The sequence below is a fragment of the Actinomadura sp. 6K520 genome, assembly GCF_004349245.1.
GTDB lineage: Bacteria > Actinomycetota > Actinomycetes > Streptosporangiales > Streptosporangiaceae > Spirillospora.
This window is the reverse complement of the sequence record NZ_SMLC01000108.1, coordinates 1-25,584: the sequence shown is the minus strand read 5'-3', so window position 1 is coordinate 25,584 and position 25,584 is coordinate 1. Positions and strand designations below refer to the sequence as shown.

Genomic DNA, 25,584 nt, shown 5'->3' with positions numbered 1-25,584 from the left:
GGGCGGCGCCGTCGCGAGCGGGACGGGCGCGGCGAGCGGCATGGCGGCCGGCGGGCGGCGGTCGGCCCACAGCACGTTGCGGCGCAGCGCGATGGGGACGTCGGCCAGCAGCGGCGCGAACTCGGCGTCGGCGACGATGAGGGCGGGGCGCAGCTCGCCGAGCACGGCACGGATCTGGCCGGTGCCGAACCCGGTGTTGAGCAGCACGACCTCCGCGCCGCGCCGGGAGCAGGCGACGAGCGTCAGCGCCATGCCGCGGTGGTTGCGGCACAGCACGCCGACGCGGGGGCGGGGCCCGTGGAGGGGTAACGCGGCGGCGAGGCGGGCGGCCCGCTCGTCGAGTTCGGCGAAGGTGAGCACGCCCTCGTCGTCGATGAGCGCCGGGTGGGACGGGGAGCGGGCGGCGGACGAGGCGACGAGCCCCGCGAGCGTGGTGCCCCAGCGCCGCAGCGTGCCGAGCTGCCGGACGAGGCGGCGGGGCCCTCCGCCGAAGAGCAGGCCGGTGCGCAGCAGGAGGGCGGTGAGATCGCGGATGTGGCCGATCCGCCGGCGTATCCCCGGCCGGTACACCGGCCTCGCGTGCGTCACCGTGCCTCCTCCGACGTCACGGTACTCACCCGCCAGGGGCCGGACAAGGCCGCCGCCGCGAGCGACCACCGCAATCTCGAAGTCCCCGCGCGCGCCGTGCGCGCCTAGGCTCGAATCGTTCTGGTGTCCGGTCGCTCGACAGTCGGGAGCAGCTGTGCAGCGAGTTCTGGTCGCGGGCGGTGCCGGCTTCATCGGCTCGTGCTACGTGCGGGAGCTGCTGTCGGGCGCGTACGGCTGGAACGACGTCGAGGTCACGGTGCTCGACAAGCTCACGTACGCGGGGAACCTCGAGAATCTCGCCCCGGTCGAGGGCGGGTACCGCTTCGTGCGCGGGGACATCTGCGACGCGGATCTGCTGTCCCGGGTGCTCCCCGGCCAGGACGTGGTGGTCAATTTCGCCGCCGAGACGCATGTCGACCGCTCGATCCGGACCGCCGACAGCTTCGTCCGCACGAACGTGCAGGGCGTCCACACCCTCATGGAGGGCTGTCTCGGCGCCGGAGTCGGACGGGTGCTCCAGGTCTCCACGGACGAGGTGTACGGCAGCATCGACGCCGGCTCCTGGGACGAGGAGGCTCCCCTGGCGCCCAATTCGCCGTACTCCGCCGCGAAGGCCGGCGGGGACATGCTCGCCCGCGCCTACGCGCGCACCCACGGGCTGCCGGTGACCATCACCCGCTGCGGCAACAATTACGGCCCGTACCAGTTCCCCGAAAAAGTCATCCCGCTCTTCATCACCAATCTGCTGGACGGGCGCACCGTCCCGCTCTACGGGGACGGCGCCAACGTCCGCGACTGGATCCACGTGGAGGACCACTGCCGGGGCATCCAGACCGCGATCGAGCACGGCGAGCCCGGCGGGCTCTACCACGTCGCCGGCACCGCCGAGTTGACGAACGCCGAGCTCACCCGGCGGCTTCTCGACGCCGTTGGCGCCGACTGGACGAGCGTGGAACGCGTACCGGACCGCAAGGGCCACGATCGCCGGTACTCGCTCGACGACGGAAGGCTCCGCGCGCTGGGCTACGCGCCTCGCGTCGCGTTCGGCGACGGGCTGGCGGCGACCGTCCGCTGGTATGCCGGGAACCGCGCCTGGTGGGAGCCGCTGAAGGAGCGCCTCGCCTCGGCGGCCGCGTGAGCCCGGGCTAGGAGCCCATGAGGCTGCCGGCGTAGTGGCCGGTCGGCCGAGGGCCGTCGCGGAAGTCGCCGTTGACGGCGCACGGCCCGCGGCGCAGCAGTTCGGCGAGGGCGATCGCCGGACGCGCCGCGTCGAACTGCGGATCGGCCAGGCGGTGCAGGAGCAGGCCGTCGATCAGCGCCGCGAACAGGTCGGCCAGCGCCACCGGTGTCGCGTCGGCGCGCACGAGCCCGCATGCCTGGTCCTCGCTGAGCCGGTCGGCCAGCAGGTTGCGGAAGGTCTGGAACTGCGCGGCGGTCTGCGCGCGGAGGTCGTTGTCGCGCAGCCCCTGCGACATCGACTCGACGAGGACGCGCTGCCCGACGGACGGCCCCTCGGCGGCGAGGCCCGCGATCGCCACGACCAGCCCGTCCAGCGCGTTCTCGGCCTGCAGTATGGCGAGCACCGGCGCTTCGAGCTCGCTCTCCAGCGTGTGCGCGATCGCCGCGCGGCGGAGATTGTCCAGCGTTCCGAAATAGTAGGTGACCAGCGCCTCGTTGGCCTCCGCCCGTTCCGCGACGCCTTCGGAGGTCACCGCGAACCAGCCGCCTTCGGCCATCAGCCCGACGGCCGCCTCGAGTAGTCGCGGCCGGGTCCCGCCCGGTGGTCTGACCATCGCCATCGCGCCTCCAGATCGGCCGATTGGCACCTTGCTCCGCACAAGCTAACTCACAACTTTGCATGGTGCAATGATTCGGGTCGAAGCGGTCGGTGCCGCCGGCCGCACGGCGTCACGCCCAGCCGAGCGGGGCGGGGGTGGTCGCCGGAGGCTCCGCTCCGGCCGCGGTGAAGGCCCGGAGCGCGGCGACCAGGGACCGCCGCTGTTCGGCCGCCATGCGCGCGACGATCGCGGCCAACTCGTCGCGGCGGCGCGCCGTCACGGTGTCCACGACCGCGCGCCCGGCGTCGGTGAGCTGGATGCGGACCTCGCGTCCGCTGTGCGGGCTCGCCCGGCGGTCGACCAGCCCGGCGGCCACGAGCCGGTCGGTCATCCGCAGCGCGGTCGAGGGGTTGACGTGGAGCTTCTCGGCGAGGGCCACCAGCTTGGACGGCCCCTGCGAGGACAGGACGACGAGCATCCGGAACTGCGGCAGGGTGAGCGTCTCCTCGACCGCCGCGATCGACCGGGCGGAGATCGCGACGAGAAGACGGGAGGCCGTCAGCAGCGCCGTGGTCATCTCGTCGATGCCCTGCCTGTCGACTGCGGCCTCGTCGGCTCCGGGCCGACCGGCTCCGGGCCGACCGGCTCCGGGCTGACCGGTTCCGGGCCCGTCGGCTCCGGCGTCCCGGCGCCCCTCGTCCGCGTCCGCGCTCATCGCGCCCCCTCCGCCTTCCCGTCGCTGGAAACGTGCGAGCCGCGGGTGCCCGGCCGGGCGGCGGGCGCCCCGCCGGGCCGCCGCGCGTACCGGCGTCCGGCGCTCAGGACTCGTCGAGCAACTCCACCTCCTCGCCCGTGACATCGCTGACCACCGCGAACGCCTCCGGGGTCTCCGGAAGCTTCTGCGCCAGCCCCTGCGCCTCGCGCAGGCGCTCCGCCGAGTCCCAACGCCAGATGCTGACCCACGCGTCCTCGCCGGTCCTGCCGAGCCAGGTCTCGTCCAGCCCGGACACGACGGCGCGGATGGCGGACACGAGGGCGGCGTGCCGCGCTCTGATCTCGTCGGCGTTGTCCGCCGCGCCCTTGAATCGGGTGACGGTCATAACGGGTTTTTCCGTAGAGGCAGAAGTCATGAGGCAAGGATTCCCCTCCGCTCCTACAGAACGCGCACACCCGACCTACAGTCGGCGAGGAACGTCTCGAGGTCGGCGTCCGGCATCTCGGCCGCGGACTCCGCGGCCAGGACCGCCCCCCTGGCCGGGTCGAGGCACCCGACCCCGACCCGGTGGCCCCGCGCCGCGCCCGGGCGATCTCCTTCCCGATCCCCGAGGTCGCGCCGGTCAGCACCGCGATTCTCTCGCACACGGGCTTTATCGTCCCAAAACTTCGGTGCCGGAAGAAGGCTGCACGTCGAATTGGATCGAGCAACCTGGGAGGTGAGGGCGGCCGACCGGGAGTAGATAGTGGAAAGGCATGCGTCGATTCACCACCAGCCAGGAGGGGCCTATGTCCGAGCAGCTGAGGGCCGTGGTCGAGCAGCTCTATGAGGGCCTGAACACCGCGGACGTCGATTTGCTGCCCAAGCTCTTCGATCCATCGGCCGAGATCCTCACGCCGACGTCGCTCCCCTGGTCGACCGGTCATTACACGGGACCGGACGGCCCCGCCCAGTATTTCCAGGGCGCGGTGGAAATGCTGGAGACGACGCGATTCAACGTCGAGGCCATCCACGTCGACGGCGACTGGGCCGCCGCCTTCGGCGACTGGACCGGGAGGTTCCGCGAATCGGGCGGCGAATTCAACGTGCGCTTCGTCCATTTCTGGACATTCCGCGACGGGAAAGTCGTCCACTGCGAGGGCATCTCGGACACCGTGGGCATCGTGCGGGCGTTCGAGGCGACCGGCGCCCGGGCCTGACGGCCGCCGGGAAGGGTGTGAGGAGCCCCCGTGGCCACACGAGCCCCACTCCAGCACGCGGCGGCACTCGAGGGGCCGCTGACGGCCCAGGGCCGCGCGCTGCTCGACCGACTCGCCGAGCACCTGCCGCGGATCGAGGCGTCGGCCGCGGAGAACGACCGCGAGGGCGCCTTTCCCGCGGACACCTTCGACGCGTTCCGCAAGACCGGGCTGATGGGCGCGACCGTGCCCGCCAGGCTGGGCGGCCTCGGCGTCGACCGGCTGTACGACGTCGCCGTCGCGCTCCTCGAGGTGGCCAAGGCGGACGCGTCGACGGCGCTGGCCCTGCACATGCAGTTCAGCCGCGGGCTCACCCTCGGCTTCGAATGGCGGCACGGTGACCAGCGGGCAGGCGCGCTGGCCGAACGGCTGCTGCGGCTCATGGCGGCGGGCGAGGCGGTCGTCTGCTCCGGCATCAGGGACCACCACTCGGTGGTCACGACGCTGTCGCCCGACGGCTCGGGCGGCTGGCTGCTGTCCGGCCGCAAGACGCTGGTCAGCATGGGGCCCATCGGCACGCACTTCGTCATCAACGCGAAGACCGACGTGCCCGGCGAGCAGCCCCGGCTGGCCTCCCCCGTGGTCTCCCGCGGCGCGCGGGGCCTGGCGGTGCTCGACAACTGGGACGGCCTCGGAATGCGGGCCTCCGGCACGGTCGACGTCGTCTTCGACAACTGCCCGGTACCCGCCGGGGACGTGCTCGTCCGCGATCCGGTGGGCTCCCGGAACGACGCCGTGCTCGCCGGGCAGACGGTCAGCTCGATCGCCATGCTGGGGATCTACGCCGGGATCGCCCAGGCCGCCCGCGACTGCACGGTCACGGCCGTCGCCCGCCGCTCCGGGGCTCCCGCCGGCGCGACCCGCACGCTCCTCGCGGAGATCGACGCGCGCCTGTACGCGCTGCGCGCGACCGCGGGCGCGGCGCTGGCGACCGCCGACGGCGCCGGCGGCGACCTCAGCGGCGACCCGGCCGAGCGCGGCCACCGGATGATGCGGTCCTTCCAGTGCGCCAAGATGCTGGTCAACCAGCTCGCACCGATGATCGTCAGCGACTGCCTGACCCTGCTCGGCGGCGCCTCGTACACCGCGTCCCACCTGCTGGGCCGGCTCTACCGGGACGTACGGGCGGGCGGGTTCATGCAGCCGTACACCTACGTCGACGGGGTGGACTTCCTGAGCGCCCAGGCGCTGGGCATCGACCGGGACAACAACTACATGAGCACCTGGGCGGCGCGGCCCGGGCGGAACGGCGGAGCCGGAGACGAGGAGGTGGCCCCGTGAGCCGCAGGACGACTCGTGTGTGGGACTACCTGGCCGAGTACGAGCGGGAGAAGGCCGACCTGCTCGACGCCGTCGAGACGGTGTTCGAATCCGGTCAGCTGGTCCTCGGCAAGAGCGTCCAGGGCTTCGAGACCGAGTTCGCGGACTACCACGGGATCTCCCACTGCACCGGCGTCGACAACGGCACCAACGCCGTCCTGCTCGGCCTCCAGGCGCTGGGCATCGGCCCCGGCGCCGAGGTCGTCACGGTGTCCAACACCGCGGCGCCCACGGTCGTGGCCATCGACGCCGCCGGCGCGACACCGGTCTTCGTCGACGTGAACGAGGACGACTACCTCATGGACACCGGCCAGGTGGCGGACGCGATCACCCCGCTCACGCGGGCCCTGCTCCCGGTCCACCTCTACGGGCAGTGCGTCGACATGGCCCCGCTCGAACGGCTGGCCACCGAGCACGGCCTGCACATCCTGGAGGACTGCGCGCAGGCGCACGGCGCCCGCCATCACGGCCGGACGGCCGGGACGATGGGCGACGCGGGCGCGTTCTCGTTCTACCCGACCAAGGTGCTCGGGGCCTACGGCGACGGCGGCGCCGTCATCACCGATGACGCGGACACCGACGCGAACCTCCGCCGGCTGCGCTACTACGGGATGGCCGAGAAGTACTACGTCGTCCGGACGCCGGGGCACAATTCGCGCCTCGACGAGGTGCAGGCCGAGATCCTCCGCCGCAAGCTCCGCCGCCTCGACACCTACATCGCGCGGCGTCGGGCGGTCGCGCGGCGGTACGAGGAGGGGCTCGGCGACCTCACCGGCCCCGGCGGGCTGACGCTGCCGTCGACGGCCCCCGGCAACGCGCACGTCTACTACGTGTACGTCGTGCGGCACCCGCGCCGCGACGAGATCATCGAGCGCCTCAAGAGCCGTGGCATCGCCCTGAACATCAGCTATCCGTGGCCCGTGCACACCATGAGCGGGTTCGCGAAGCTCGGCTACGCCGAGGGCGCGCTGCCGGTCACCGAGCGGCTCGCCGGCGAGATCTTCTCGCTTCCCATGTACCCGTCCCTGTCCGCAGACCTCCAGGACAAGGTGATCGACGCGCTGCGCGAGGTGCTGGCCGCGCTGTGACGGCCGGGACGGACACGCCTCCCCCGCAAAGGAGCCCGCCCATGAACGATCGTGCCGAGGTGTCCGCGCCCGCCGGCTGCCGCGTCTGCGGGGGAGGCGTCGAGCAGTTCCTGGACCTGGGCCGCCAGCCGCTGTCGGACCGGTTCCGCGACCCCGCCGACGACGGCGAGGAGTTCTTCTACCGGCTCGCCGTCGGCCGCTGCCGGTCGTGCACGATGGTCCAGCTCGTCGACGAGGTGCCCCGCGACCTGATGTTCCACGCCGACTACCCGTACCACTCGTCGGGGTCGTCGGTGATGCGGGAGCACTTCGTCGGCGTCGCCCGCCGCTTCCTCGCCACGGAGCTCACCGGCCCCGATCCGTTCATCGTGGAGATGGGCTGCAACGACGGGATCATGCTGGAGACGATCAAGGACGCGGGCGTGCGCCATCTCGGCTTCGAGCCCTCGTCGGGCGTCGCCGGGCTGGCCGCCGCCAAGGGCGTGCGGGTGCGCACCGACTTCTTCGGCGGCGCGACGGCGGCGGAGGTCCGCGCCGCCGAGGGACCGGCCGACGTCATCTACGCGGCGAACACCCTGTGCCACATCCCGTACATGCCCTCGGTGTTCGAGGGCGTCGACGCGCTGCTGGCACGCGACGGCATCTTCGTCTTCGAGGACCCCTACCTCGGCGACATCGTCGCCAAGTCGAGCTTCGACCAGATCTACGACGAGCACTTCTTCCTGTTCTCGGCGTCCTCGGTGCACCTGATGGCCGAGGCGTTCGGCTTCGAGCTGGTCGACGTCGAGCGGCTCGCCGTCCACGGCGGCGAGGTGCGGTACACGCTCGCGCGGGCCGGTGCCCGCCCGAGGTCGGCGGCCGTGCGGCAGCTGCTCGCGGCAGAACGGCGGCAACGGCTCACCGAGCCCTCGGCCCTGCGCGGGTTCGCGGCGAACGTGGACAGGATCCGGGACGACCTCGTCGCCCTGCTGCGCGCCCTCCGGGCGGAGGGAGCCACCGTGGCCGGGTACGGCGCGACCGCCAAGAGCGCCACGGTGACCAACTTCTGCATGATCGGTCCCGACCTCGTCCCGTTCGTCTGCGACACGACCCCGGCCAAGCAGCACCGGCTGACGCCCGGCCGGCACATCCCGGTCCGGCCGCCGGCCGACTTCCGTGACCCGTACCCGGACTACGCGCTGCTGTTCGCCTGGAACCACGCCGAGGAGATCATGGCCAAGGAGCAGGAGTTCACGGCGGCCGGCGGGCGCTGGATCCTGTACGTGCCCGAGGTTCACCTGGTCTGACGTTCACCTGGTCCGGCCGGGCGGGGCCGGCCAGACCAGGTGAGTGCGCGCCGGATCCGGCCGGGACCGGATCCGGCGCGCCGGCTCAGGTCCGGCGGCGGTAGGCCAGCACCGCGAGCGGCGCGAACACGACGACCAGGCCCGCCGACCACAGCAGCGACATGGTCACCGGCTCGGCCACGTCACCGCCGATGAGCAGGCCGCGGCACGCCTCCATCGTGTGACCGACCGGGTTGACCTTCGCCCACGCCTGCAGCCAGCCCGGCAGCGTCTCGACGGGCGCGACCATGTCGGTGCCGAAGGCCAGCGGGAAGATGCTGAGCGCGACGATGGTCTGCACCGAGGCGGTCTCCTTGATGACCATCCCCAGCAGGACCCATAGCCAGCTCAGGCTCATCCCGAAGACGATGGTCAGCAGCGCCGCCGCGAGCGCCGAGAGCGGGTCGGTCTCGATCCGGAACCCGATCAGGTACCCGAACGCCAGCAGCGTGACGATGGAGACGAGGTAGCGCACCACATCGGCCAGCACCGAGCCGACCAGCGGAGCCGAGCGGCTGATGGGCAGGCTGCGGAACCGGTCGAAGATCCCCTTCTTGATGTCGAGGGAGAGGTTGACGCCGGTGGCGATCATGCCCGCCATGATCGCCGACAGGACCAGGATCGCGGGCAGCGTGCGCTGCAGGTAGGCGTGCGTGGAGCCGGAGACCGCGCCGCCGAACATGTAGACGAAGATCAGCAGGAAGGTGACCGGCGCGATCACCGCGTCGCTGATGCTGATCGGGTTCCGCTTGATCTTGACCAGGTTGCGCCTGGCCAGCGCGAGGCTGTGCCACAGGAACGCGTACCGGCGGTGCGGCGGCGCCTCCAGGCGGACGTGCTCCTCCTCCCCGGTCCGTTCGACCGCGGACGTCGTCTCGCTCATGCCGCCTCCTCCTCGTCCTCGTCCTCGTCGTCCCGCTTCGCCTTGCTGCGGCCGGTGAGCGTGAAGAACACCTCGTCGAGGCTCGGCAGCCGCAGCGCGAGCTCGGTCACGCCGATCCCCGCCGCCTCCAGTTCGCGGACGGTCCGGTTGAGCTCCGCGTCACCGTCCACCTGGACGGTGACGACGTCGCGGCCGTGGGCTTCGGCCCGGCGGCCCGCCACCCCGCTGATGATCGTCGCGACCTCCGCCAGCCGCCCGGGGTCCTTCGGCCGCACCGAGATGGTCTGGCCCCCGACGAGCGCCTTCAGCTCCGCCGCGGTCCCGCGCGCGATGACCTCGCCGTGGTCGATGACCACGATGTCGTCGGCCAGCGCGTCGGCCTCTTCCAGGTACTGCGTGGTCAGCAGCACGGCTCCGCCGCCGTCGGTCATCGACCGGATCATCCGCCAGACGTCCCCGCGCTTTCCGGGGTCGAGGCCGGTCGTCGGCTCGTCGAGGTAGATGACGGCGGGCCGGCCGATGAGGCTCGCGGCGAGGTCGAGGCGGCGGCGCATCCCGCCGGAATAGGTGCCGACCTTCTGCCCGCCCGCGTCGGAGAGCTCGAACCGTTCGAGCATCTGCGAGGCGCGGGCCTGCGCCTCCTTCCGGCGCATGTTGAGCAGCTGCCCGATCAGCACGAGGTTCTCCTGCCCGGTGAGGTCCTCGTCCACGGAGGCGTACTGGCCGGTCAGGCCGATCAGCTCGCGCACCCGGGCGGCGTCCCGGACGACGTCGTATCCGCATGCCAGCGCCCGGCCTTCGTCCGGCTGCAGCAGCGTGGCCAGAATGCGCACGGCCGTCGTCTTGCCCGCCCCGTTGGGGCCGAGCACGCCGAGCACGCTTCCCGGCCGCGCCGCGAGGTCGATTCCCGCGAGAGCCGTGGTTTCACCAAATCTCTTGACCAGGCCCTCGGTTTGAAACGCATAGGTCATACCACTGAGCGTGACAGCCGTTACTGGCAAACCGCCTACAGAACGCTTGCAACCGAATCCGCGGCGCCGGGCAAGTCCTCAATTCATCCTTCAGCAGCCCCTCAGCGCGCCCTTCTAGACTTCGGCAGCACATGCCTCGCCACCGGCGTAAGGAGTCCCTATGCGAGTCCTGTTCGTGACATTCGCCGCACCCAGCCATCTGCAGAACATGGTCACCACGGCGTGGGCGTTGCAAACCGCGGGGCACGACGTGCGGATCGCCAGCCAGCCCGATCTGGCCGACGCCATCACCTCGGCCGGGCTCACCGCCGTTCCGGTGGGCGAGTCGCACGATGTCGCCCAGCAGGTCCAGGAGATCAACGATAATCTCGACCAGGAAAACGTCGCGGCCCCGCAAAACGCGGGCGACGCCGGCCTCGACATGAACGAGTTGCGCCCGGAGAAACTCACCCGGGAGTACATGCTGAAGATATTCGGCACGATGACGCCTTTCGTCTTCCAGAACTGCTCGCCGGACGGCATGATCGACGACCTGGTCGGTTTCTCCCGCCATTGGCGGCCCGATCTGGTGGTCTGGGACACCTTCACGTTCGCCGGCCCGATCGCGGCGCGGGCGTGCGGCGCCGCGCACGCGCGGCTGATCGCCGGGCTCGACCTGATGGGCGCCATGCGGACCCGCTTCGTCGCGGACCGGGACTCGCGGCCCGCCGCCGAACGCGAGGACCCGCTCAGGGACTGGCTGGCGAGCCGCCTGGAACGGCACGGCGCCACCTACGACGACGAGGTCGCCACCGGGCAGTGGACGATCAACCCCACCCCCCGCTCGCTGTCCCTGCCGGTCCCCCTGCACTACGTGCCGGTCCGCTTCGTCCCCTACAACGGCCGGTCCGTCGTGCCGGACTGGCTGCGCGAGCCGCCGCGCCGCAAGCGGGTGTGCCTCACGCTCGGCCTGTCCTACCGCGACATGTGGGGCGGCGTCTCCAGGCTCGGCGACATGCTCTCCGCCGTCGCCGACCTCGACGTCGAGGTGGTCGCCGCCCTCAGCGCGGACCAGCGCGCGGCACTCGGCGACATGCCGGACAACGTACGGATGGTCGAGTTCGTACCGCTGAACGCCGTGCTGCCGGGCTCCGCGGCGATCATCCATCACGGCGGCGTCAAGACGTTCGGCACGGCCATGGCCTGCGCCGTCCCCCAGCTGATCGTCCCCGAGGGGCAGTGGGACACCTCCCATCTCGCGCAGCGCGCCGAGGACGGCGGCATCGGCCTCGCCGTCGGGGACGCCCGCGGCATCGAGCCCAAGGAGTTCGCGCGCCTCGTCGCCCGGCTGGTGGACGAGCCGTCGTTCGCCCGCGCGGCCCGCCGGCTGCGCCGGGAGAGCCTCACCATGCCGACCCCCAACGAGATCGTGCCCTCGCTCGAGGCGCTCACCGCCGTGCACCGCGCCCAGGCCGGCTGACCGCCGCCGCGACCGACGGAGAGGAAACCATGACCCGACCCCACGACATCGCCGGCACCGCAGCCCGGCTGCGTGACACGATCGGCGGCGCGGTCCTCCGCGCCGGCGAGGACGGATACGACGAGGCGCGCCTGCCCTGGCGCCGGCTCACCGAGGTCGGCCCGGCACTGGTGGCCGAGGCGACCGGGCCGGGCGACGTGCGGGACATCCTGCTGGCCGCCCGCGACGGCGGGCTCCCGCTGGTCGTCCAGGCGACCGGGCACGGCACCATCCGCCCGTACGAGGGCGGCCTCATGCTCCGGACCGGCTCGATGACCGGTGTCGAGGTCGACCCGGTGCGCCGGACCGCGCGGGCCGGGGCCGGGGCCACCTGGGGCGACGTCCTCGCGGCGGCCACCCCGCACGGTCTCATGCCGCTCTCGGGGACGGCGATGTCGGTGGGCGTCGTCGGATACACCCTCGGCGGCGGCGCGAGCCTGCTGTCGCGCCGGCACGGGTTCGCGGCCGACAGCGTCGTGCGGGCCGAGGTCGTGACCGCGGAGGGCAAGCTGCTGACGGCCGACGCCGAGGAGAACCCCGACCTGTTCTGGGCGCTGCGCGGCGGGGGCGGCAACTTCGGGGTCGTCACCTCCCTGGAGTTCCGGCTCTACCCGATCACGCACGTCTACGGCGGCATGGCGATGTTCGACATCGGCCGGGCCGCGGACACCATCGACCGCTATCGGGAGTGGGCCCCCGGCCAGCCGGACGACATGAGCACGGCGCTGGTCCTGCTCAAGATGCCGGACTCCCCCCAGCTTCCGGAGCCGATGCGGGGCATGCGGGCGCTCGGCCTGCGGGTCGTCCACGCCGGCGACGCCGATGAGGCCGAACGGCTGCTCGCCCCGCTGCGCGCGGCCGCCGGAGAACCGATCATGTATCCGCTGCGGACGATGCCCTGCGCGGACATGACCACGGAGATCTTCGGCCCGCCGCCCCCGCCGATGCTCGTCGAGAGCAGCGTCGACCTGGCCCGGGACCTGCCCGCCGAGCTGGCCGGCGGCTGCGTGGACGCGGTCATGGCGGACGGGCCGGTCGCGGCGGTCGAGCTGCGCTACTGGGGCGGCGCGATGGCGCGGCCGGGGCCGGACGCCGGGCCGGTCGGCCACCGCGACGTGCCGTTCTCGATCATCACTGGCAGCGCCCCCGCGGCGAGCAGGGAGCAGGCCACCGAGGCCAAGGCCGCCATCGACACGCTCGGCACGGCGCTGCGGCCGCACGTCACCGGCGGCGCCTTCCTGAACTTCCTCGAGGACCCGGACCTGACCGCGACCGCGTACACCCCCGCCGACCACCGGCGACTGACCGAGGTCAAGCGCGCCTACGACCCCGACAACGTCTTCGCGGGCAACCACAACATCCCGCCCGCGCCGTGAGGCCGACCGCCGCGGACGCAGCGCCGCTGCCAGCAAGGAGCCCGTCATGACCGAGATCGCCAACACCGCACAGGCCGAGTCGTGGAACGGCCACGACGGCCGCCGCCACGCCGCCCAGCCGGACCGCTGGGACCGGGTGAACGGCGTCTTCAACGCGGACCTGTTCGCCGCGGCCGGCATCGGACCGGAGGACGAGGTGCTCGACATCGGGTGCGGCAACGGCCAGACGACGCGGCTGGCCGCCCGGCGGACCGCCGGCAAGGCGGTCGGCATCGACCTGTCCACCGCCATGCTGGAGACGGCGCGGGCCAAGGCCGTCGCCGAGGGGCTGTCGAACACGCGGTTCGTGCACGGCGACGCGCAGGTGTACCCGTTCCCCGACGCCGCCTTCGACGTGGCCATCAGCAGGTTCGCGCTCACCTTCTTCTGCGCGCCGGTGACGGCGATGTCGAACATCGCCCGCGCCCTGCGCCCGGGCGCCCGGCTGGCCTCGCTCTGCGTCGGCGACTACAGCAAGGGGGACTGGCTGAAGGTCTTCACCCACATGATGGCCAACATGCCCGTGCCGCTCATGGGCGAGCCGGCTCCCAGCGACGGCTTCACCGACCCGGAGGGCATCGCGCGGGTGCTCGACGGCGCCGGTTTCACCCGGGTGACGACGCAGGAGGTCGTGCAGGTGAGCGTCTGGGGCACCGACGCCGAGGACGCCGCCGACTTCATGCTCTCCTACGGCCGGATCCACCGGATGCTCGAAGAGCTCGAGCCCGGGAAGGCGGCGGAGGTCCGCCGGGCCGTCGCCGACGCGTTCCGCCCGTTCGAACGCCCCGACGGCGTCCGCATGACCACGCCGGCCTGGCTGACCACCGCCGTCCGTCCCTGACCGCGAAGCCGCCCGTCCCCCGCCTCGGAACACGTCCCGCCTCAGTGCACGCCGATGTCGCGGCGCCGGAGCCGGTACGACGCCACGGCCACCAGGGCCGCCGCGCCGCCCGCGAACCACAGCAGCGGCATGGCGTCCACGTGACCGCCCGGCGCCTTCGGCGTGTGGGTGAACGGCGACAGGTCTAGCACCGCCTGGTTCAGCTTCAGGCTGGAGCCCAGCTGGGTGAGCAGCACGGCCCCGATCACCAGCGCCCACATCGCGGAGGTGAGCCGCGGGAGGTAGGCGTGGAAGGCGTACGCCACGGCCGCCGTCAGCAGTGCGGCCGGGACCTGCACCAGGGCGCCTCCCAGCACCCGGGGCAGCTGCCCGCCGAGGTCGTCCGCGCGCAGGCCGTAGACCAGGCCCGTCAGCGCACCCGCGGCGATCATGATGGCCGCGGCGCCGAGGGCCGTGATCACCAGGTGCGCGGCGGCCCACCGCCCCCTCCTGACGGCCGTGGCGAGGACCATGTCCGTCCGGAGCGCGTCCTCCTCCGCGTGCAGGCGCTGCACGGCGGAGACCGTGTAGACGGCCGCGGCCATGCCCGCGATGCCCAGCGTCCAGGCGATCCAGCTGTCGGCGGGCGACGCCGAGCCGCCGAGACGTGCGAGGAGCTCGGCGGACTCGCTGCCGGGCTCGGCCATGTCCCGCATCTCGATGGCGAACGAGCCGAACGCGACCGCGAAGAGCGCGACGCCGACGCCCCAGCCGATCATCGCGCCGCGCTGCAGCCGCCAGGCCAGCGCCCACACGGTGCCGAACCGGCCGGTGGCGGTGGCCCGGCCGGGCCGCGCGGGGATCAGGCCCGCGCCCACGTCGCGGCGGACGCCCAGGGCCGCGGCCACCGCGACGATGAGGACCGTCCCGGCGAGCGGCAGGAGCAGCACCCACCAGCGCTCCCCGGTGAAGGGGCGGGCCTGGAACGCCCAGCCGAACGGGGACGCCCAGGACAGGTGCCGCAGCGGACTCCCCGGGTCGGCGACCAGGGTCGCGTCACCGATGGCGCGGAGCACGATCGACGCGCCGAACACCCCGGCGGAGGCGCCGGCCGCCGCCCGCGAGTGCTCGAAGACCTGCGCGAACAGCACGCCGATCCCGGCGAAGAGCCAGCCCACGAGCGTGACGGCCAGGCCGTAGGCGACGCCGCCGGCCGGCGGCAGCCCGAACGCGACGGTCAGGGCGGCCGACAGCGACCCGGCGAGCAGGCCGAGGCCGCCCGCCACGAACAGGGCCGTCGCCAGCCGGCCCTGCCGGCCCACCGCCGCCGAGGAGACGAGCTCGGCCCGGCCGGTCTCCTCCTCGGCCCGCGTGTACCGGACGGCCAGCAGCAGGCCGGCGAGCGCCACCGCGAACATGACGATGGTGAGCGATTCGGCGACCACGATGCCCCCGAGCTCGGTCAGCCCGTAGAGCGGGCCGCTGAAGGCGGCCGCCGCGGCGCTGTCCCCGAGGTTGTCCGCGTACGTCCGCCGTTCGCCGGCGTCCTGGTAGCTGCTCGTCACCCCGTTGAGCAGCGACGCCAGGACGCCGAGCGTCAGCAGCGGCCAGACCGCGAGGCGGATGCGGTCCCGCCGCAGCATCATCCGCGTGAGCGCGCCCGCGCCGGCGAGGTCGGGGCCGCGGCGCCCGGCGGGCCGGCGCGGCGGGGCGGTGGCCGGTGCCCGGGCGGTCATCGGACCGCCTCCGCGCCCGGCGCCGCCGTCTCGGCCCGGTAGTGGCGCAGGAACATCTCCTCCAGCGAGGGCGGCTGGCTGACCAGCTCGCGGATGTCGTACGGCGCCAGGCGCTCCAGCACCGACCCGATCCGGCCGGCCTCGACCTCGCAGGACAGCCAGCCGTCCGCGACGCCGACCTCGTGGGCGCCGGGCAGGTCGGGCGGCTCCTCCCCGGGCCCCGGCGGCCGGCCCAGCAGCACCCGGACCCGGGTACGGGTGAGGTGGCGGAGCTCGTCGAGGGTCCCGCTCTCGACGATGCCGCCCGCCCGGATGATGGTGATCCGGTCGCAGAGCTGCTCCACCTCGGCGAGGATGTGGCTGGCGAGGAAGACGGTGCGACCCGCGCGGCGCTCCTCGGCCACGCAGTCCTTGAAGACCTCCGCCATCAGGGGGTCCAGCCCGGAGGTGGGCTCGTCGAGGATCAGCAGTTCGACCCGCGAGGCGAGCGCCGAGACCAGGGCGACCTTCTGGCGGTTGCCCTTGGAGTAGGTCCGCGCCTTCTTGCGCGGGTCGAGCTCGAACCGTTCGAGCAGGTCGTCGCGGCGGGCGGTGTCGAGACCGCCGCGCAGCCGGCCGAGGAGGTCGATGATCTCGCCGCCGGAGATGTTCGGCCACAGGCTGACGTCCCCCGGCACGTAGGCGAGCCGCCGGTGCAGCCGTGTGGCGTCCCGCCACGGGTCGCCGTCCAGCAGCCGGACGGATCCGGCGTCGGCGTGCAGTAGGCCCAGCAGCACGCGGATCGTGGTGCTCTTGCCCGCCCCGTTGGGCCCTAAGAACCCGTGCACTTCGCCGCTCTGGACGCCGAGATCGATACCTGCGAGGGCGGTGGTCGCGCCGAAGCGCTTGACCAGGCCGTCCGTCTGGAACGCGTAGCTCATGACCGCGCAGCCTGCCAAGCGCCGCTGGCATCGCGCCTACAGACGGCTGGCAGCCCGCCCGCACGTGCCGCGGGCGCGGCGGGCGGCTCAGTCAAGGGAGGCCACGAACCGCAGCATCGCCTCGTTGACCTCGTCGGGGCGCTCCTGCTGCGTCCAGTGCCCGCATCCGGGCAGCATCACCATGTCGCGCAGGTCGGGTACCGCCTCGGCGGACACCGGCTCCGCCGGCAGCATCCCGAGGGTCATGTCCCGGTCGCCGACGATGTACAGCGCCGGGACCCGCACCGGGACGCCGTGCCACGGCGCGGTGAGGGCCCAGTTCCGGTCGAGGTTGCGGTACCAGTTCAGCCCGCCGGTGAAGCCCGCCTCCGCGAACTCGGTCACGTAGACGTCGATGTCCTCCTCGGTCAGCCAGTCGGGCAGCTTCTCCGGGTCCGGGCACAGGTCCAGGAAGCCGCCGCCTTCGGGCACGACCATGGAGCCGTCCTGCGGCCCGTCGCCGGACGGCGCGTACAGCACGCGGCGGAACGTGTCGTAGAGGTCGCGGGAGAGCTCGGCGTCGGCGACGCCCGGCTTCTGGAAGTAGAGCATGTAGTAGCCCTCCCCCAGGCCCACCCGCATGAGCGGGGTCATGGGGGCGGGCGTCCGCGGCAGATAGGGGATGCTCAGCCCGATCACGCCGCGGACGCGGTCGGGCCGGAGCAGCGCCGTGTGCCAGGCGACGCCGCCGCCCCAGTCGTGGCCGGCGACCACGGCGCGCTCCTCGCCGAGCGCGTCGAGGATCCCGACCACGTCGCCGACCAGATGCATGATCGTGTAGTCCTCGACGTTCGCCGGCCGGTCGCTGCGCGCGTACCCGCGCTGGTCGGGCGCGACCACGTGATAGCCCGCCCGCGCCAGCGCGGCCAGCTGGTGCCGCCACGCGTACCAGCACTCCGGAAAACCATGGATCAGCAGGACCAGCGGCCCGGTACCCGCCTCCGCGATATGCAGCCGAATTCCGTTCACCCTGACAAAGCGATGGGTGATCTCCACCGTGCCGCCCTCCTGGTCACTCGTCGACTCAGCCGATTTACCACAGCGCGCTGAAGAACCGGTCAAGGAGAAATGGCGCGGCCGCCCGGATTCCGAGGAGAGCAATTTAGAAGCTTCCCCCGCGGGTTCTCGGCGGCACACACTCACTGGAACACCAGTAAGCGTCGAAAGGTGCCGGGAGATGACGCAGCAGGACGAGGGGATCTTCTCCGCGCGGCCGGACGGGTCGCCTCCCCCGGAGTTCGCCGAACGCAGGAAAGAGTCCCCGCTCGCGCCCGTCACGATGCCCAGCGGCGACGAGGCCGTATTGGCCGTCCGCTACAAGGACGTGCACGCCGTGCTGACCAGTCCCGCGTTCAGCCGCGAGGCGCTGCTCGCTCCGGAGGCGCCGCGGATCCTGCCGGGCGAGGAGTTCGGCGAGGACCCCAACGCGCTCACCAACATGGACCCGCCCCGGCACACGCGCGTCCGCCGCATCCTCAGCGACATCTTCAGCCCCCGCCATGTGAAGACCTGGCATCCGAAGATCGTCGCCATCACCGAGCGGCTGGCCGGCGACCTGCTCGCCGCGGGGCCCCCGGCGGACCTCGTCGCGGCGTTCACCCTCCCCCTGCCGATCCAGATCATGTGCGAGCTGCTCGGCGTCCCGGCGGGCGACCGGGAGCGGTTCCGGACCTGGACGGACATGATCATTTCGAGTACGGCGTTCACGGCGGAGGAGCGCGTCGCCGCGGCGGTCGAGTTCTCCGGCTACGTCCGCGACCTGATCGAGCGGCGCCGCGACCGGGAGGGCGACGCGCTGGTCGACGCGCTGATCAGCGCGCACGACGAGGGCGAGCGGCTCAGCGAGGCCGAGCTGGTGCACCTGACCGTCATGCTGATCATGGCCGGGTACGAGACGACGGCGAGCGTGCTGGCCCGCGGCGTGCTGAGCCTGCTGACCACCGACCAGTACCGCGTCCTGCGCGACGAGCCGGAGATCATCCCGACCGCGGTGGAGGAGGTGCTGCGCTTCGGGATGCCCGGCGACGGCGGGCTCCTCCGGATGGCGACCAAGGACGTGGAGCTTCCGTCGGGGACCGTGCGCGCGGGCCAGGCCGTCATGCCGTCGATGGCGTCGGCCAACCGCGACCCGGAGGTCTTCACCGATCCGGAGCGCTTCGACGTGCGCCGGGAGCACTGCCCGCACCTGACGTTCGGGCAGGGGGCGCACTACTGCGCCGGGGCGAACCTCGCGCGGCACGAGCTGCAGGTGGCGCTGGAGACGCTGACGCGGATGGTGCCCGGCCTGCGCCTGGACGTGGCCCCGGAGGAGGTCGAGTGGCGCAGCGGCCTGCTCCTGCGTGCGCCCCTCAGCCTGCCCGTGGCCTGGTGACCCCGAGGAGGATGCCATGCGTGTGCTGTTCACAACGTTCGCGTCGGTCGGCCATCTGAACGGTCTCGTGTCGATGGCGTGGGCCCTGCGCGCCGCGGGCCACGAGGTCCGGGTGGCCAGCCAGCCGGACCTGGCCGACGCCATCACCGCCGCGGGGCTGACGGCCGTGCCGGTGGGAGAGCCCCTCCACCTGGAGGCGCGCATGCGGGAGATCGCCGCCAAGCTGGCGGCGCAGGGCGCGCAGGGGGGCGGACCCGGCAGGGCCGCGCCGGACATGAACGAGCTGCGTCCCGAGAAGCTCACCTGGGACGCCATGCAGAAGGTGTTCGCGACGATGACCCCGGTCGTCTTCGCGAACGCCTCCCCGGATGCCACGGTCGACGATCTCGTCGCGTTCTGCCGCGGCTGGCACCCCGACCTCGTCGTATGGGACACCTTCACGTTCGCCGGGCCGATCGCGGCGCGGGCGTGCGGCGCGGCCCACGCACGCATGATCCTCGGACTGGACATGCTGGGGAACATGCGGGCCCGCTTCACCGAAGCCGCTGCGGAACGCCCCGCCGGGGAGAGGCCCGATCCGCTCCGCGACTGGATCGAAGGCCATCTCACCCGCCACGGGGCCGACTTCGGCGAGGACGCCGTGGTGGGGCACTGGACCATCGACCCCACCCCGCCGTCGCTGCGGCTACCGGTGCCCCTGCACTACGTGCCGGTGCGGCACATGCCGTACACGGGACGATCGACCGTGCCCCGCTGGCTGCACGAGCCGCCGCGGCGGGGCGGGCGCGTGTGCGTCCTGGGGGAACCGTCCCTCCAGCGGATGTGGGGCCCGGACGCGACCGCCGAGGGGCTCGTCTCCGCCGTCGCGGGGCTCGGCACCGAGGTCGTCGTCGTCCTGGACACCGAGCAGCAGAAGGGACTGGGCGAGCTGCCCGAGAACGTCCGGGTGGAGGACACCGCCCCTCTGGACGCGCTGCTGCCGACGTGCTCGGCCGTCGTTCACGCCGGCGGCCACGACGCGCTCGGGACCGCGTTCCTGCACGGGGTCCCGCAGCTCATCGTCCCCGAGGGGCAGTGGGACACGGTGCACAAGGCGCGCCTCGTCGAGGAGCGGGGCGCCGGACTGCACCTGACACCCATGGAGCGGTTCGATCCGCAGGCGCTGCGGGAGCACGTGGCGCGGCTGCTGGCCGAGCCGTCGTTCGCCGAGTCCGCGCGACGCCTGCGCAAGGAGGTGCTGACCGCGCCCGCTCCGACCCGGATCGTGCCGCTGCTGGAGGAGTTGACGGCCGAACACCGCTCACCGCGTGCCTGACGCACGCTCCGGTGCCTTGCACGACGCGTCGAGCAGCGCGAGCGCGCCCTGGTGCTCCAGGGCGGCGCCCTTGCCGTAGGCGGTGTCGAACCGGTCCCTGCCCAGGGCGTCGCGCAGCTTGTCGGCGAGGCGGGCGTCGTCGCGGCCGAAGGCGCCCGGGGCCCCGTGCAGGACGTGGCACGCACCGAGGACCTCCGCGGCCCGCTCGGGCCTCTCCCGTCTCAGCTGCAGCCGGGCGATGCCGATGCCGACGGCGGCGACCAGCGGCAGGTCGGCCACGTCCCGGGCGAGCCGGAGGGCCTCCGCGAGGTAGCGCTGCGCGCCATCGAGATCGCCGGTGGCGGCCGCCATCCTGCCGCAGACCGACTCCAGCATCGCGACCAGCAGGGTGTCCTTGCTCGGCGCGAGATCGAGGCTGCGCGCCGCCACGGCCAGGTGCCGCTCGGCCTCGGCCAGGTCGCCGGCGTCCAGTGCGAGGTCGCACAACGACTTGCGGATGAGGGCCGTGACCCGGGCCGACAGGCGCAGGTTGCGGCCCTCGGCCGCTTCGAGCAGGTCGGCGCGGGCGCGTTCCAGGTCCCCCGCCTGGATGCGCGCCTCCGCGAGCCAGATCCGCTGCTGGAACGCCTCGTCGGCGGCGCCCAGCTCGCGCATCAGCCGGATCGACTCCTCCAGGACGCGGACGGCCTCCCCGCCCGCGCCCAGGGCGGTCTGGGAACCGCCCAGGAACGTCAGCGCCATGGCCAGCCCCCAGCGTTCGCCCACGACCCGGAACTTCTCGACGGCGGTCTCGAGCTCCCGGCGCATCGCGTCCATGTTCCCGCTGTTGGCGAGCAGGAACGACCGGACGAGCCGCGCCATGGCGTCCGTCCAGGGGTCGAGCGCATCGGGGTCTCCGGCGACGGCGAGCCCGCCGTCGAGGTCGTTGTCGATGAGCGCCAGCAGGACCTCGGCGAGGACGAGCGTCGGATGGCCGTCCGCGCGGCGCGCCCGGCGGATCCGCCCGCGCATCCCGTCGGTGACGAAGTGGGGTTTGCGGGGCCCCTCGGAGAGGACCAGGTTGAAGAGGTGCAGGGTCGCGGCGGTCGCCCAGGCGACCTCCGGCGCCTCGCCGGGGACGTCCAGGGCCCGGCGCAGCCGGCGGGTCGCCTCGGCGTGGTCGCCCTGCATGGTCCAGAAGAACCCGAGCGCGGCGGCGAGCCGCACCGCGGTTCCGGCGTCGCCGGACTCGCAGGCGAAGTTGAGGGCGGCGAGCAGGTTGTCGTGCTCGTCCGCCAGCGCGGACAGCCAGCGGAGCTGGTCGCGGCCGCGCAGCTGCGGCTCGGCCCGCTCGGCGAACTCCAGGAAGAACGCCGCGTGCGCGGCCCTGGCCGCGTCGCGCTCCCCGGCCTTCTCCAGCTGTTCGAGCCCGTACTCGCGGATGGTCTCCAGCATCCGGTAGCGGGCCTCGTGGCCGTCCGCCACCTGGAGCAGCGACTTGTCGACCAGGGCGTGCAGCGCGTCGAGGACGTGCCCGGACGGCGCGGCGACGCGCTCGGCTCCGGCGGGGGTGATCGTGGCGGGGAACACCGCGAGCCGCTGGAAGAACCGGCGCTCCTCGCCGTCGAGGAGCTCCCAGCTCCAGTCGACGACGGCGCGGAGCGTCTGGTGCCGCGGCAGCGCCGTCCTGCTGCCCCCGGTCAGCAGCAGGAACCGCTCGTCCAGGCGCCGGGCCAGCTCCCCGAGCGGCAGGGCGCGCAGGCGGGCGGCGGCCAGCTCCATGGCGAGCGGCAGCCCGTCCAGCCGCCGGCAGATCTCGGCGGCGGTCTCCACCACGTCGGCGCCGAGGGCCAGATCCGGACGCACCGCCGCGACCCGGTCGAGGAAGAGGCGGATCGACGGTGTCTGCAGCAGCGCGGCCGTCGAGGCGCCGGGCTCGGGCAGCGGCAGCGGGTTCACCGGGCACAGCATCTCGCCGCCGATCCCGAGCGGCTCGCGGCTCGTCGCCAGGACGCGCAGGCCGGGGCAGCGGCCGAGCAGGTCCTCCACCAGCCGCGCGACCGCGTCGATGAGGTGCTCGCAGTTGTCGAGGACGAGCATCGCCTCGGCGTCGGACAGGACGTCGGCCAGGCGGGTGACGGCGTCGCGGGACCCCTCCGCGCCGTCGAGTATCCCCTCGCGCAGGCCGAGGACCCCGATGACGGCGCCGGGCACGTCCTGCGGGGCATCGAGCTTGGCCAGCTCCACCAGCCAGACCCCGTCGGCGTAGTCCTCGGCGACCTGGCCGGCGAAGGCGGTCGCCAGGCGGGTCTTGCCGGCGCCGCCGGGACCGGTGAGCGTCACCAGGCGGCCTTCGGTGAGGTCGGCGGCGATCCGGCCGAGTTCCCTCTCCCGGCCGACGAAGCTCGTCAGGCCCTTCGACAGGTTCGTGCGCGGCCCGGCCGCGCGGCCGGGCCACTCGGGGGCCTCCTCCTCGGCGGCGCCGCCGCGCAGCGCCGACAGGTGGATGTCCTGCAGCCGCTGCCCGGGGTCGGCGCCCAGCTCGTTGGCGAGGAAGCCGCGGAACTCCTCGTAGGCGGCGAGCGCCTCGGCGCGGCGCCCCGAGTCGCGCAGCGCCCTGATGTGCAGGCCGCGCAGGCGTTCCCGCAGGGGGTGGGCGGCGATGAACTCGCCCAGCTCGGCGACGACGTCGGTGCTCACCGTCCCGCTCAGCAGCTCGGCGTCGACCCGGTCCTCGATCGTGGCCAGCCGCAGCTCCCGCAGCCGCCCGGCGGCCGCCTCGAAGTACGGGGTCTGCGCCGCCCCCGCGAGCGGCTCGCCGCGCCACAGCGCGAGCGCCTCCCGCAGGTGCGTCGCCGCGACGGCGGCCCGCCCGTCCGCCAGGGCGCGCCGCCCCTCGACCGCGAGGTCCTCGAAAAGGAGCGCGTCCACGGCCTCGGCGGGGATGTCCAGACGGTAGCCGCCCTGGCTCCAGCGCAGCTCGGAGGCGCCCTTGAGCGCGCGGCGCAGCCGCGACACCAGCGTATGCAGGGCGTTCACCGGGTCCGAGGGGACGTCGGTCCACCAGATCGCCTCGGCCAGCGACTCCACCGTCACCACCCGCCCGGCCTCCAGGGCCAGCCGGGCCAGCACGGCGCGCAGACGGGAGCCTCCGACTTGAATCCTCTCCTCGTCGACCACTACCTCGAGTGTCCCCAGAATGCCCACGCGCATGGTCGACAGTCTGCCATCGGCGACCGGGGCTGCCCAGTTTCGGCGTGCATTACCTGATCTTCAGCACTTGTCGTCAGGACCCGAGCAATCAAGGCGAAGACAACTCCGAAAGCTCGCCGCATTCTCTTCATATCCGGCAGAGATGTCTCGCATCGCAACGCTGTGGGCCGACCGCGCTCGCTGGAAAGGACCATCGATGACCGACGCTCCCCCTGCCCCGACGGCGGTGGCCGGCCCCGACGCCGCGGCCGAACGGCTGTTCCAGCAGATCATGATGGATCCGGCGAACGAGAATCCGTATGCCGGATACCACGAGCTGCGCGACCGGGCCCCCGCCCTGATCACCTCCGACGGCACCCTGGTGCTGACCCGGCACGCCGACTGCGACGCGGCCTTGCGGCACCGTGCACTGGGCAAGGGCAACGAGATCCAGGGATTTCGGCTCCGGCCGATCCCGGAGGACCGCCTGCGCGAGCTGATGGACCGGCTGGAGCGCAGCATGTCGTTCGCCAACCCGCCCGACCACAGCCGGCTGCGGCGCGTGGTCAGCTCCGCGTTCACCGGCCGCCACATCGAGAACCTGCGGCCCTCGGTGACCGCGCGCGTCGACGCGCTGCTCGACGGCCTCGCCGCCGAGCCCGGCGCCGACTTCATGGCGGGCTTCGCGCAGCGGCTTCCGGTGGGGGTGGTCGGGGACCTGCTCGGCGTCCCCGAGCAGGACCGCTCCGGGTTCGGCGCGCAGGTGGCCGCGCTGGCCGCCATGGTGGAGCCCACCGCCGACGCGGACACGCTCGGCCGGGCCATCACCGCCGAGTCCGAGCTCGCCGCCTACTTCACCGAGCTGCTCGCGCACAAGCGCGAGCACCCCGCGGACGACCTGCTCAGCCGCCTGGTCGGGGCCCGCGACAAGGAGAGCCTCGACGAGGCCGAGACGGTGGCGACCGCGCTGCTCCTCCTCGGCGCCGGGATCGAGACCACCGGCCACCTTCTCGCCAACACCCTGCACACCCTGCTCGGCCATCCGGCGGCGCTGGACGCGCTGCGCGCCGACCCCGCCCTGATCCCGGGCGCGGTCGAGGAGGTCCTCCGGTACGACTCCCCCGTCCAGTTCGACGCCCGGACCGTGCTGGAGCCGGTGTCCTTCGCGGGCGCCGAGCTCGAACCCGGCCAGACCGTGACGATCATGCTCGCCGCCGGGAACTACGATCCGGCGCGGTTCGACGACCCCGACACCTTCGACATCCGCCGCACCGACAACGCCCACCTGTCGTTCGCGGCGGGGATCCACTTCTGCCTCGGCGCCGGGCTGGCGCGCCTGGAGGTCCAGGTCTTCCTGGAGCGGCTCCTTTCGCGCCACCCGTCCGTCTCCCTGGCCGGCGCGCCGCAGCGCCGTCCCGGCCTCGGCCTGCGGGGGTTCGAGCGGATCCCGGTCACCCTCGGGCCGTGACGGCCCGGACCGCCGCCACGAGCGCCGCCCGGCCGTCGTCCGTCCAGCGCTCGGTATCACCTGCCATCCATCCGAAGGAGCGTCCAATGGGGACGAAAGTCAACGCCGCCATGGCGGATCACTGGAACGGCGACGAAGGCGTGTTCTGGGCCGAGGAACACGAACGCTGGGATCACCTCAACAGCGCGTTCAACGACCACATGTTCACCAAGGCCGCGATCACCCCCACCGACCGGGTGCTCGACATCGGCTGCGGCAACGGGCAGACCAGCCGGCTCGCCGCGAGGCGCGCGTTCAAGGGCCACGCCGTGGGCTTCGACATCTCCGCGCCGATGCTGGAGCGTGCGCGCGCCCTGACGGCGGCGGAGGGCGTGACCAACGTCGAGTTCGTCGAGGGCGACGCGCAGATCCACCCGTTCGCCGAGCGGGACTTCGACGTCGTCATCAGCAGGTTCGGCCTGACGTTCTTCGACGACCCGCACGCAGCGATGATCAACATCGCGCGCAGCATGCGGCCCGGCGGCCGGCTGTCGGCCATCGTGCACGGTGACGTCACGCAGACCGACTGGCCACTGGTCTTCGGCGCCATCCAGGAGCAGCTCGCGCTGCCCTGGGTCAAGGAGCCCAAGGAGAACCCGATGGCCGACCCGGACCGGATGGGCGAGGTCATGACGGGCGCCGGGTTCACCGATGTGGCGTTCCCCCACGTCATCGAGTCCCGGTCGTGGGGCAAGGACGCCGAGGACGTCGCCGGGTTCCTGCTGAACTGGACGCCGATGCGCATCAGCCTCTCCCAGGTGACCGAGGAGGCGGCCGGCCGCGCCCGGCAGGCGTGCATCGACGCGCTGCGGCCCTTCGAGACCGCCGAGGGCGTGGTCATGCGGACCCCCGCCTGGGTCCTCAGCGGCACCCTCCCCTAGCACCC

The 25,584-nt window shown here is 73.0% G+C and carries 22 protein-coding genes; 12 read left to right on the top strand and 10 right to left on the bottom strand.

The window, feature by feature from the left end:
* Window positions 1-588: AMP-binding protein (locus tag E1289_RS25045; protein WP_243713121.1), on the bottom strand; the 588-nt coding region annotated here is incomplete at its 3' end.
* A gap of 154 nt (window positions 589-742) precedes the next feature.
* Here E1289_RS25045 and rfbB point away from each other — a divergent pair.
* On the top strand, window positions 743-1,726 hold the full coding sequence (gene rfbB, locus E1289_RS25040; protein ID WP_243713120.1) for a dTDP-glucose 4,6-dehydratase: 984 nt from the start codon (window positions 743-745) through the stop codon (window positions 1,724-1,726).
* Window positions 1,727-1,733: 7 nt separating this feature from the next.
* On the opposite strand, the gene E1289_RS25035 is transcribed toward rfbB, so the two are convergent.
* From E1289_RS25035 to E1289_RS25025, 3 genes are all read right to left on the bottom strand, one after another.
* On the bottom strand, window positions 1,734-2,387 hold the full coding sequence (locus E1289_RS25035; protein WP_131984257.1) for a TetR/AcrR family transcriptional regulator: 654 nt from the start codon (window positions 2,385-2,387) through the stop codon (window positions 1,734-1,736).
* A gap of 109 nt (window positions 2,388-2,496) precedes the next feature.
* Entirely contained in the window at window positions 2,497-3,081 is a 585-nt protein-coding gene (locus tag E1289_RS25030) for a MarR family transcriptional regulator (protein ID WP_131984255.1), read from the bottom strand.
* Between the two features lie 103 nt (window positions 3,082-3,184).
* Window positions 3,185-3,466: a hypothetical protein gene (locus E1289_RS25025; protein WP_131984253.1), complete on the bottom strand. Its 282-nt coding sequence runs from the start codon at window positions 3,464-3,466 to the stop codon at window positions 3,185-3,187.
* 403 nt (window positions 3,467-3,869) lie between these two features.
* Here E1289_RS25025 and E1289_RS25020 point away from each other — a divergent pair, with 403 nt between their 5' ends.
* The 4 genes from E1289_RS25020 to E1289_RS25005 are packed head-to-tail and all read left to right on the top strand — an operon-like array spanning window position 3,870 to window position 8,013.
* Window positions 3,870-4,280 carry a nuclear transport factor 2 family protein gene (locus E1289_RS25020; RefSeq protein ID WP_165970596.1) on the top strand — a complete coding sequence of 137 codons (411 nt, stop codon included), beginning with the start codon at window positions 3,870-3,872 and terminating at the stop codon, window positions 4,278-4,280.
* A 30-nt stretch (window positions 4,281-4,310) separates the two neighbouring features.
* Entirely contained in the window at window positions 4,311-5,600 is a 1,290-nt protein-coding gene (locus E1289_RS25015; protein ID WP_131984249.1) for an acyl-CoA dehydrogenase family protein, read from the top strand.
* Window positions 5,597-6,727 carry a DegT/DnrJ/EryC1/StrS family aminotransferase gene (locus tag E1289_RS25010; RefSeq protein WP_131984247.1) on the top strand — a complete coding sequence of 377 codons (1,131 nt, stop codon included), beginning with the start codon at window positions 5,597-5,599 and terminating at the stop codon, window positions 6,725-6,727. The genes E1289_RS25015 and E1289_RS25010 overlap by 4 nt, the downstream gene beginning before the upstream one ends.
* Before the next feature lie 41 nt (window positions 6,728-6,768).
* Entirely contained in the window at window positions 6,769-8,013 is a 1,245-nt protein-coding gene (locus E1289_RS25005; protein WP_131984245.1) for a class I SAM-dependent methyltransferase, read from the top strand.
* A gap of 85 nt (window positions 8,014-8,098) precedes the next feature.
* Here E1289_RS25005 and E1289_RS25000 read toward each other — a convergent pair whose 3' ends face one another.
* Both E1289_RS25000 and E1289_RS24995 read right to left on the bottom strand, forming a co-directional pair.
* A complete protein-coding gene (locus E1289_RS25000; RefSeq protein WP_131984242.1) occupies window positions 8,099-8,935 on the bottom strand; it encodes an ABC transporter permease in 837 nt (278 codons plus the stop codon).
* Window positions 8,932-9,906, bottom strand: a complete 975-nt coding sequence (locus E1289_RS24995) for an ATP-binding cassette domain-containing protein (RefSeq protein ID WP_131984240.1) — start codon at window positions 9,904-9,906, stop codon at window positions 8,932-8,934. Before E1289_RS24995 ends, E1289_RS25000 begins: the two co-directional genes overlap by 4 nt.
* A gap of 160 nt (window positions 9,907-10,066) precedes the next feature.
* Here E1289_RS24995 and E1289_RS24990 point away from each other — a divergent pair, with 160 nt between their 5' ends.
* The 3 genes from E1289_RS24990 to E1289_RS24980 are packed head-to-tail and all read left to right on the top strand — an operon-like array spanning window position 10,067 to window position 13,660.
* Complete coding sequence (locus E1289_RS24990; RefSeq protein WP_131984238.1) at window positions 10,067-11,365, top strand: activator-dependent family glycosyltransferase; 1,299 nt, start codon at window positions 10,067-10,069, stop codon at window positions 11,363-11,365.
* Window positions 11,366-11,394: 29 nt separating this feature from the next.
* Window positions 11,395-12,780, top strand: a complete 1,386-nt coding sequence (locus tag E1289_RS24985; RefSeq protein WP_131984236.1) for an FAD-binding oxidoreductase — start codon at window positions 11,395-11,397, stop codon at window positions 12,778-12,780.
* 46 nt (window positions 12,781-12,826) lie between these two features.
* Window positions 12,827-13,660, top strand: coding sequence for a methyltransferase domain-containing protein (locus tag E1289_RS24980; RefSeq protein ID WP_131984234.1), 834 nt, complete (start codon window positions 12,827-12,829; stop codon window positions 13,658-13,660).
* 41 nt (window positions 13,661-13,701) lie between these two features.
* Here E1289_RS24980 and E1289_RS24975 read toward each other — a convergent pair whose 3' ends face one another.
* The 3 genes from E1289_RS24975 to E1289_RS24965 form a co-directional block, all read right to left on the bottom strand.
* Complete coding sequence (locus E1289_RS24975; RefSeq protein WP_131984232.1) at window positions 13,702-15,375, bottom strand: ABC transporter permease; 1,674 nt, start codon at window positions 15,373-15,375, stop codon at window positions 13,702-13,704.
* On the bottom strand, window positions 15,372-16,295 hold the full coding sequence (locus E1289_RS24970) for an ABC transporter ATP-binding protein (RefSeq protein ID WP_131984230.1): 924 nt from the start codon (window positions 16,293-16,295) through the stop codon (window positions 15,372-15,374). The genes E1289_RS24975 and E1289_RS24970 overlap by 4 nt, the downstream gene beginning before the upstream one ends.
* Window positions 16,296-16,382: 87 nt before the next feature.
* Window positions 16,383-17,330 (bottom strand): alpha/beta hydrolase, encoded by a 948-nt coding sequence (locus E1289_RS24965; protein ID WP_131984228.1) that lies wholly within the window; start codon window positions 17,328-17,330, stop codon window positions 16,383-16,385.
* 181 nt (window positions 17,331-17,511) lie between these two features.
* Here E1289_RS24965 and E1289_RS24960 point away from each other — a divergent pair, with 181 nt between their 5' ends.
* A complete protein-coding gene (locus E1289_RS24960) occupies window positions 17,512-18,705 on the top strand; it encodes a cytochrome P450 (protein WP_131984226.1) in 1,194 nt (397 codons plus the stop codon).
* A 16-nt stretch (window positions 18,706-18,721) separates the two neighbouring features.
* Window positions 18,722-20,020, top strand: coding sequence for an activator-dependent family glycosyltransferase (locus E1289_RS24955; protein ID WP_131984224.1), 1,299 nt, complete (start codon window positions 18,722-18,724; stop codon window positions 20,018-20,020).
* On the opposite strand, the gene E1289_RS24950 is transcribed toward E1289_RS24955, so the two are convergent.
* Window positions 20,006-23,212 carry a BTAD domain-containing putative transcriptional regulator gene (locus tag E1289_RS24950; RefSeq protein WP_131984222.1) on the bottom strand — a complete coding sequence of 1,069 codons (3,207 nt, stop codon included), beginning with the start codon at window positions 23,210-23,212 and terminating at the stop codon, window positions 20,006-20,008. The two genes, E1289_RS24955 and E1289_RS24950, sit on opposite strands and share 15 nt — an antisense overlap.
* A 196-nt stretch (window positions 23,213-23,408) precedes the next feature.
* On the opposite strand from E1289_RS24950, the gene E1289_RS24945 reads away from it, so the two are divergent.
* Together E1289_RS24945 and E1289_RS24940 are read left to right on the top strand one after the other, a co-directional pair.
* Window positions 23,409-24,659, top strand: coding sequence for a cytochrome P450 (locus tag E1289_RS24945; protein ID WP_131984220.1), 1,251 nt, complete (start codon window positions 23,409-23,411; stop codon window positions 24,657-24,659).
* Window positions 24,660-24,745: 86 nt separating this feature from the next.
* On the top strand, window positions 24,746-25,579 hold the full coding sequence (locus E1289_RS24940) for a class I SAM-dependent methyltransferase (protein ID WP_131984218.1): 834 nt from the start codon (window positions 24,746-24,748) through the stop codon (window positions 25,577-25,579).
* The last annotated feature ends 5 nt before the right edge of the window (window positions 25,580-25,584 follow it).

What these genes read in the sequence shown, in the direction of transcription:
- E1289_RS25035 (WP_131984257.1), bottom strand. Translation starts at nt 2,387, where the DNA reads ATGGCGATGGTCAGACCACCGGGCGGGACCCGGCCGCGACTACTCGAG.
- E1289_RS25030 (WP_131984255.1), bottom strand. Translation starts at nt 3,081, where the DNA reads ATGAGCGCGGACGCGGACGAGGGGCGCCGGGACGCCGGAGCCGACGGG.
- E1289_RS25025 (WP_131984253.1), bottom strand. Translation starts at nt 3,466, where the DNA reads ATGACCGTCACCCGATTCAAGGGCGCGGCGGACAACGCCGACGAGATC.
- E1289_RS25020 (WP_165970596.1), top strand. Translation starts at nt 3,870, where the DNA reads ATGTCCGAGCAGCTGAGGGCCGTGGTCGAGCAGCTCTATGAGGGCCTG.
- E1289_RS25005 (WP_131984245.1), top strand. Translation starts at nt 6,769, where the DNA reads ATGAACGATCGTGCCGAGGTGTCCGCGCCCGCCGGCTGCCGCGTCTGC.
- E1289_RS25000 (WP_131984242.1), bottom strand. Translation starts at nt 8,935, where the DNA reads ATGAGCGAGACGACGTCCGCGGTCGAACGGACCGGGGAGGAGGAGCAC.
- E1289_RS24995 (WP_131984240.1), bottom strand. Translation starts at nt 9,906, where the DNA reads ATGACCTATGCGTTTCAAACCGAGGGCCTGGTCAAGAGATTTGGTGAA.
- E1289_RS24990 (WP_131984238.1), top strand. Translation starts at nt 10,067, where the DNA reads ATGCGAGTCCTGTTCGTGACATTCGCCGCACCCAGCCATCTGCAGAAC.
- E1289_RS24985 (WP_131984236.1), top strand. Translation starts at nt 11,395, where the DNA reads ATGACCCGACCCCACGACATCGCCGGCACCGCAGCCCGGCTGCGTGAC.
- E1289_RS24980 (WP_131984234.1), top strand. Translation starts at nt 12,827, where the DNA reads ATGACCGAGATCGCCAACACCGCACAGGCCGAGTCGTGGAACGGCCAC.
- E1289_RS24975 (WP_131984232.1), bottom strand. Translation starts at nt 15,375, where the DNA reads ATGACCGCCCGGGCACCGGCCACCGCCCCGCCGCGCCGGCCCGCCGGG.
- E1289_RS24970 (WP_131984230.1), bottom strand. Translation starts at nt 16,295, where the DNA reads ATGAGCTACGCGTTCCAGACGGACGGCCTGGTCAAGCGCTTCGGCGCG.
- E1289_RS24960 (WP_131984226.1), top strand. Translation starts at nt 17,512, where the DNA reads ATGACGCAGCAGGACGAGGGGATCTTCTCCGCGCGGCCGGACGGGTCG.
- E1289_RS24955 (WP_131984224.1), top strand. Translation starts at nt 18,722, where the DNA reads ATGCGTGTGCTGTTCACAACGTTCGCGTCGGTCGGCCATCTGAACGGT.
- E1289_RS24950 (WP_131984222.1), bottom strand. Translation starts at nt 23,212, where the DNA reads ATGCGCGTGGGCATTCTGGGGACACTCGAGGTAGTGGTCGACGAGGAG.
- E1289_RS24945 (WP_131984220.1), top strand. Translation starts at nt 23,409, where the DNA reads ATGACCGACGCTCCCCCTGCCCCGACGGCGGTGGCCGGCCCCGACGCC.
- E1289_RS24940 (WP_131984218.1), top strand. Translation starts at nt 24,746, where the DNA reads ATGGGGACGAAAGTCAACGCCGCCATGGCGGATCACTGGAACGGCGAC.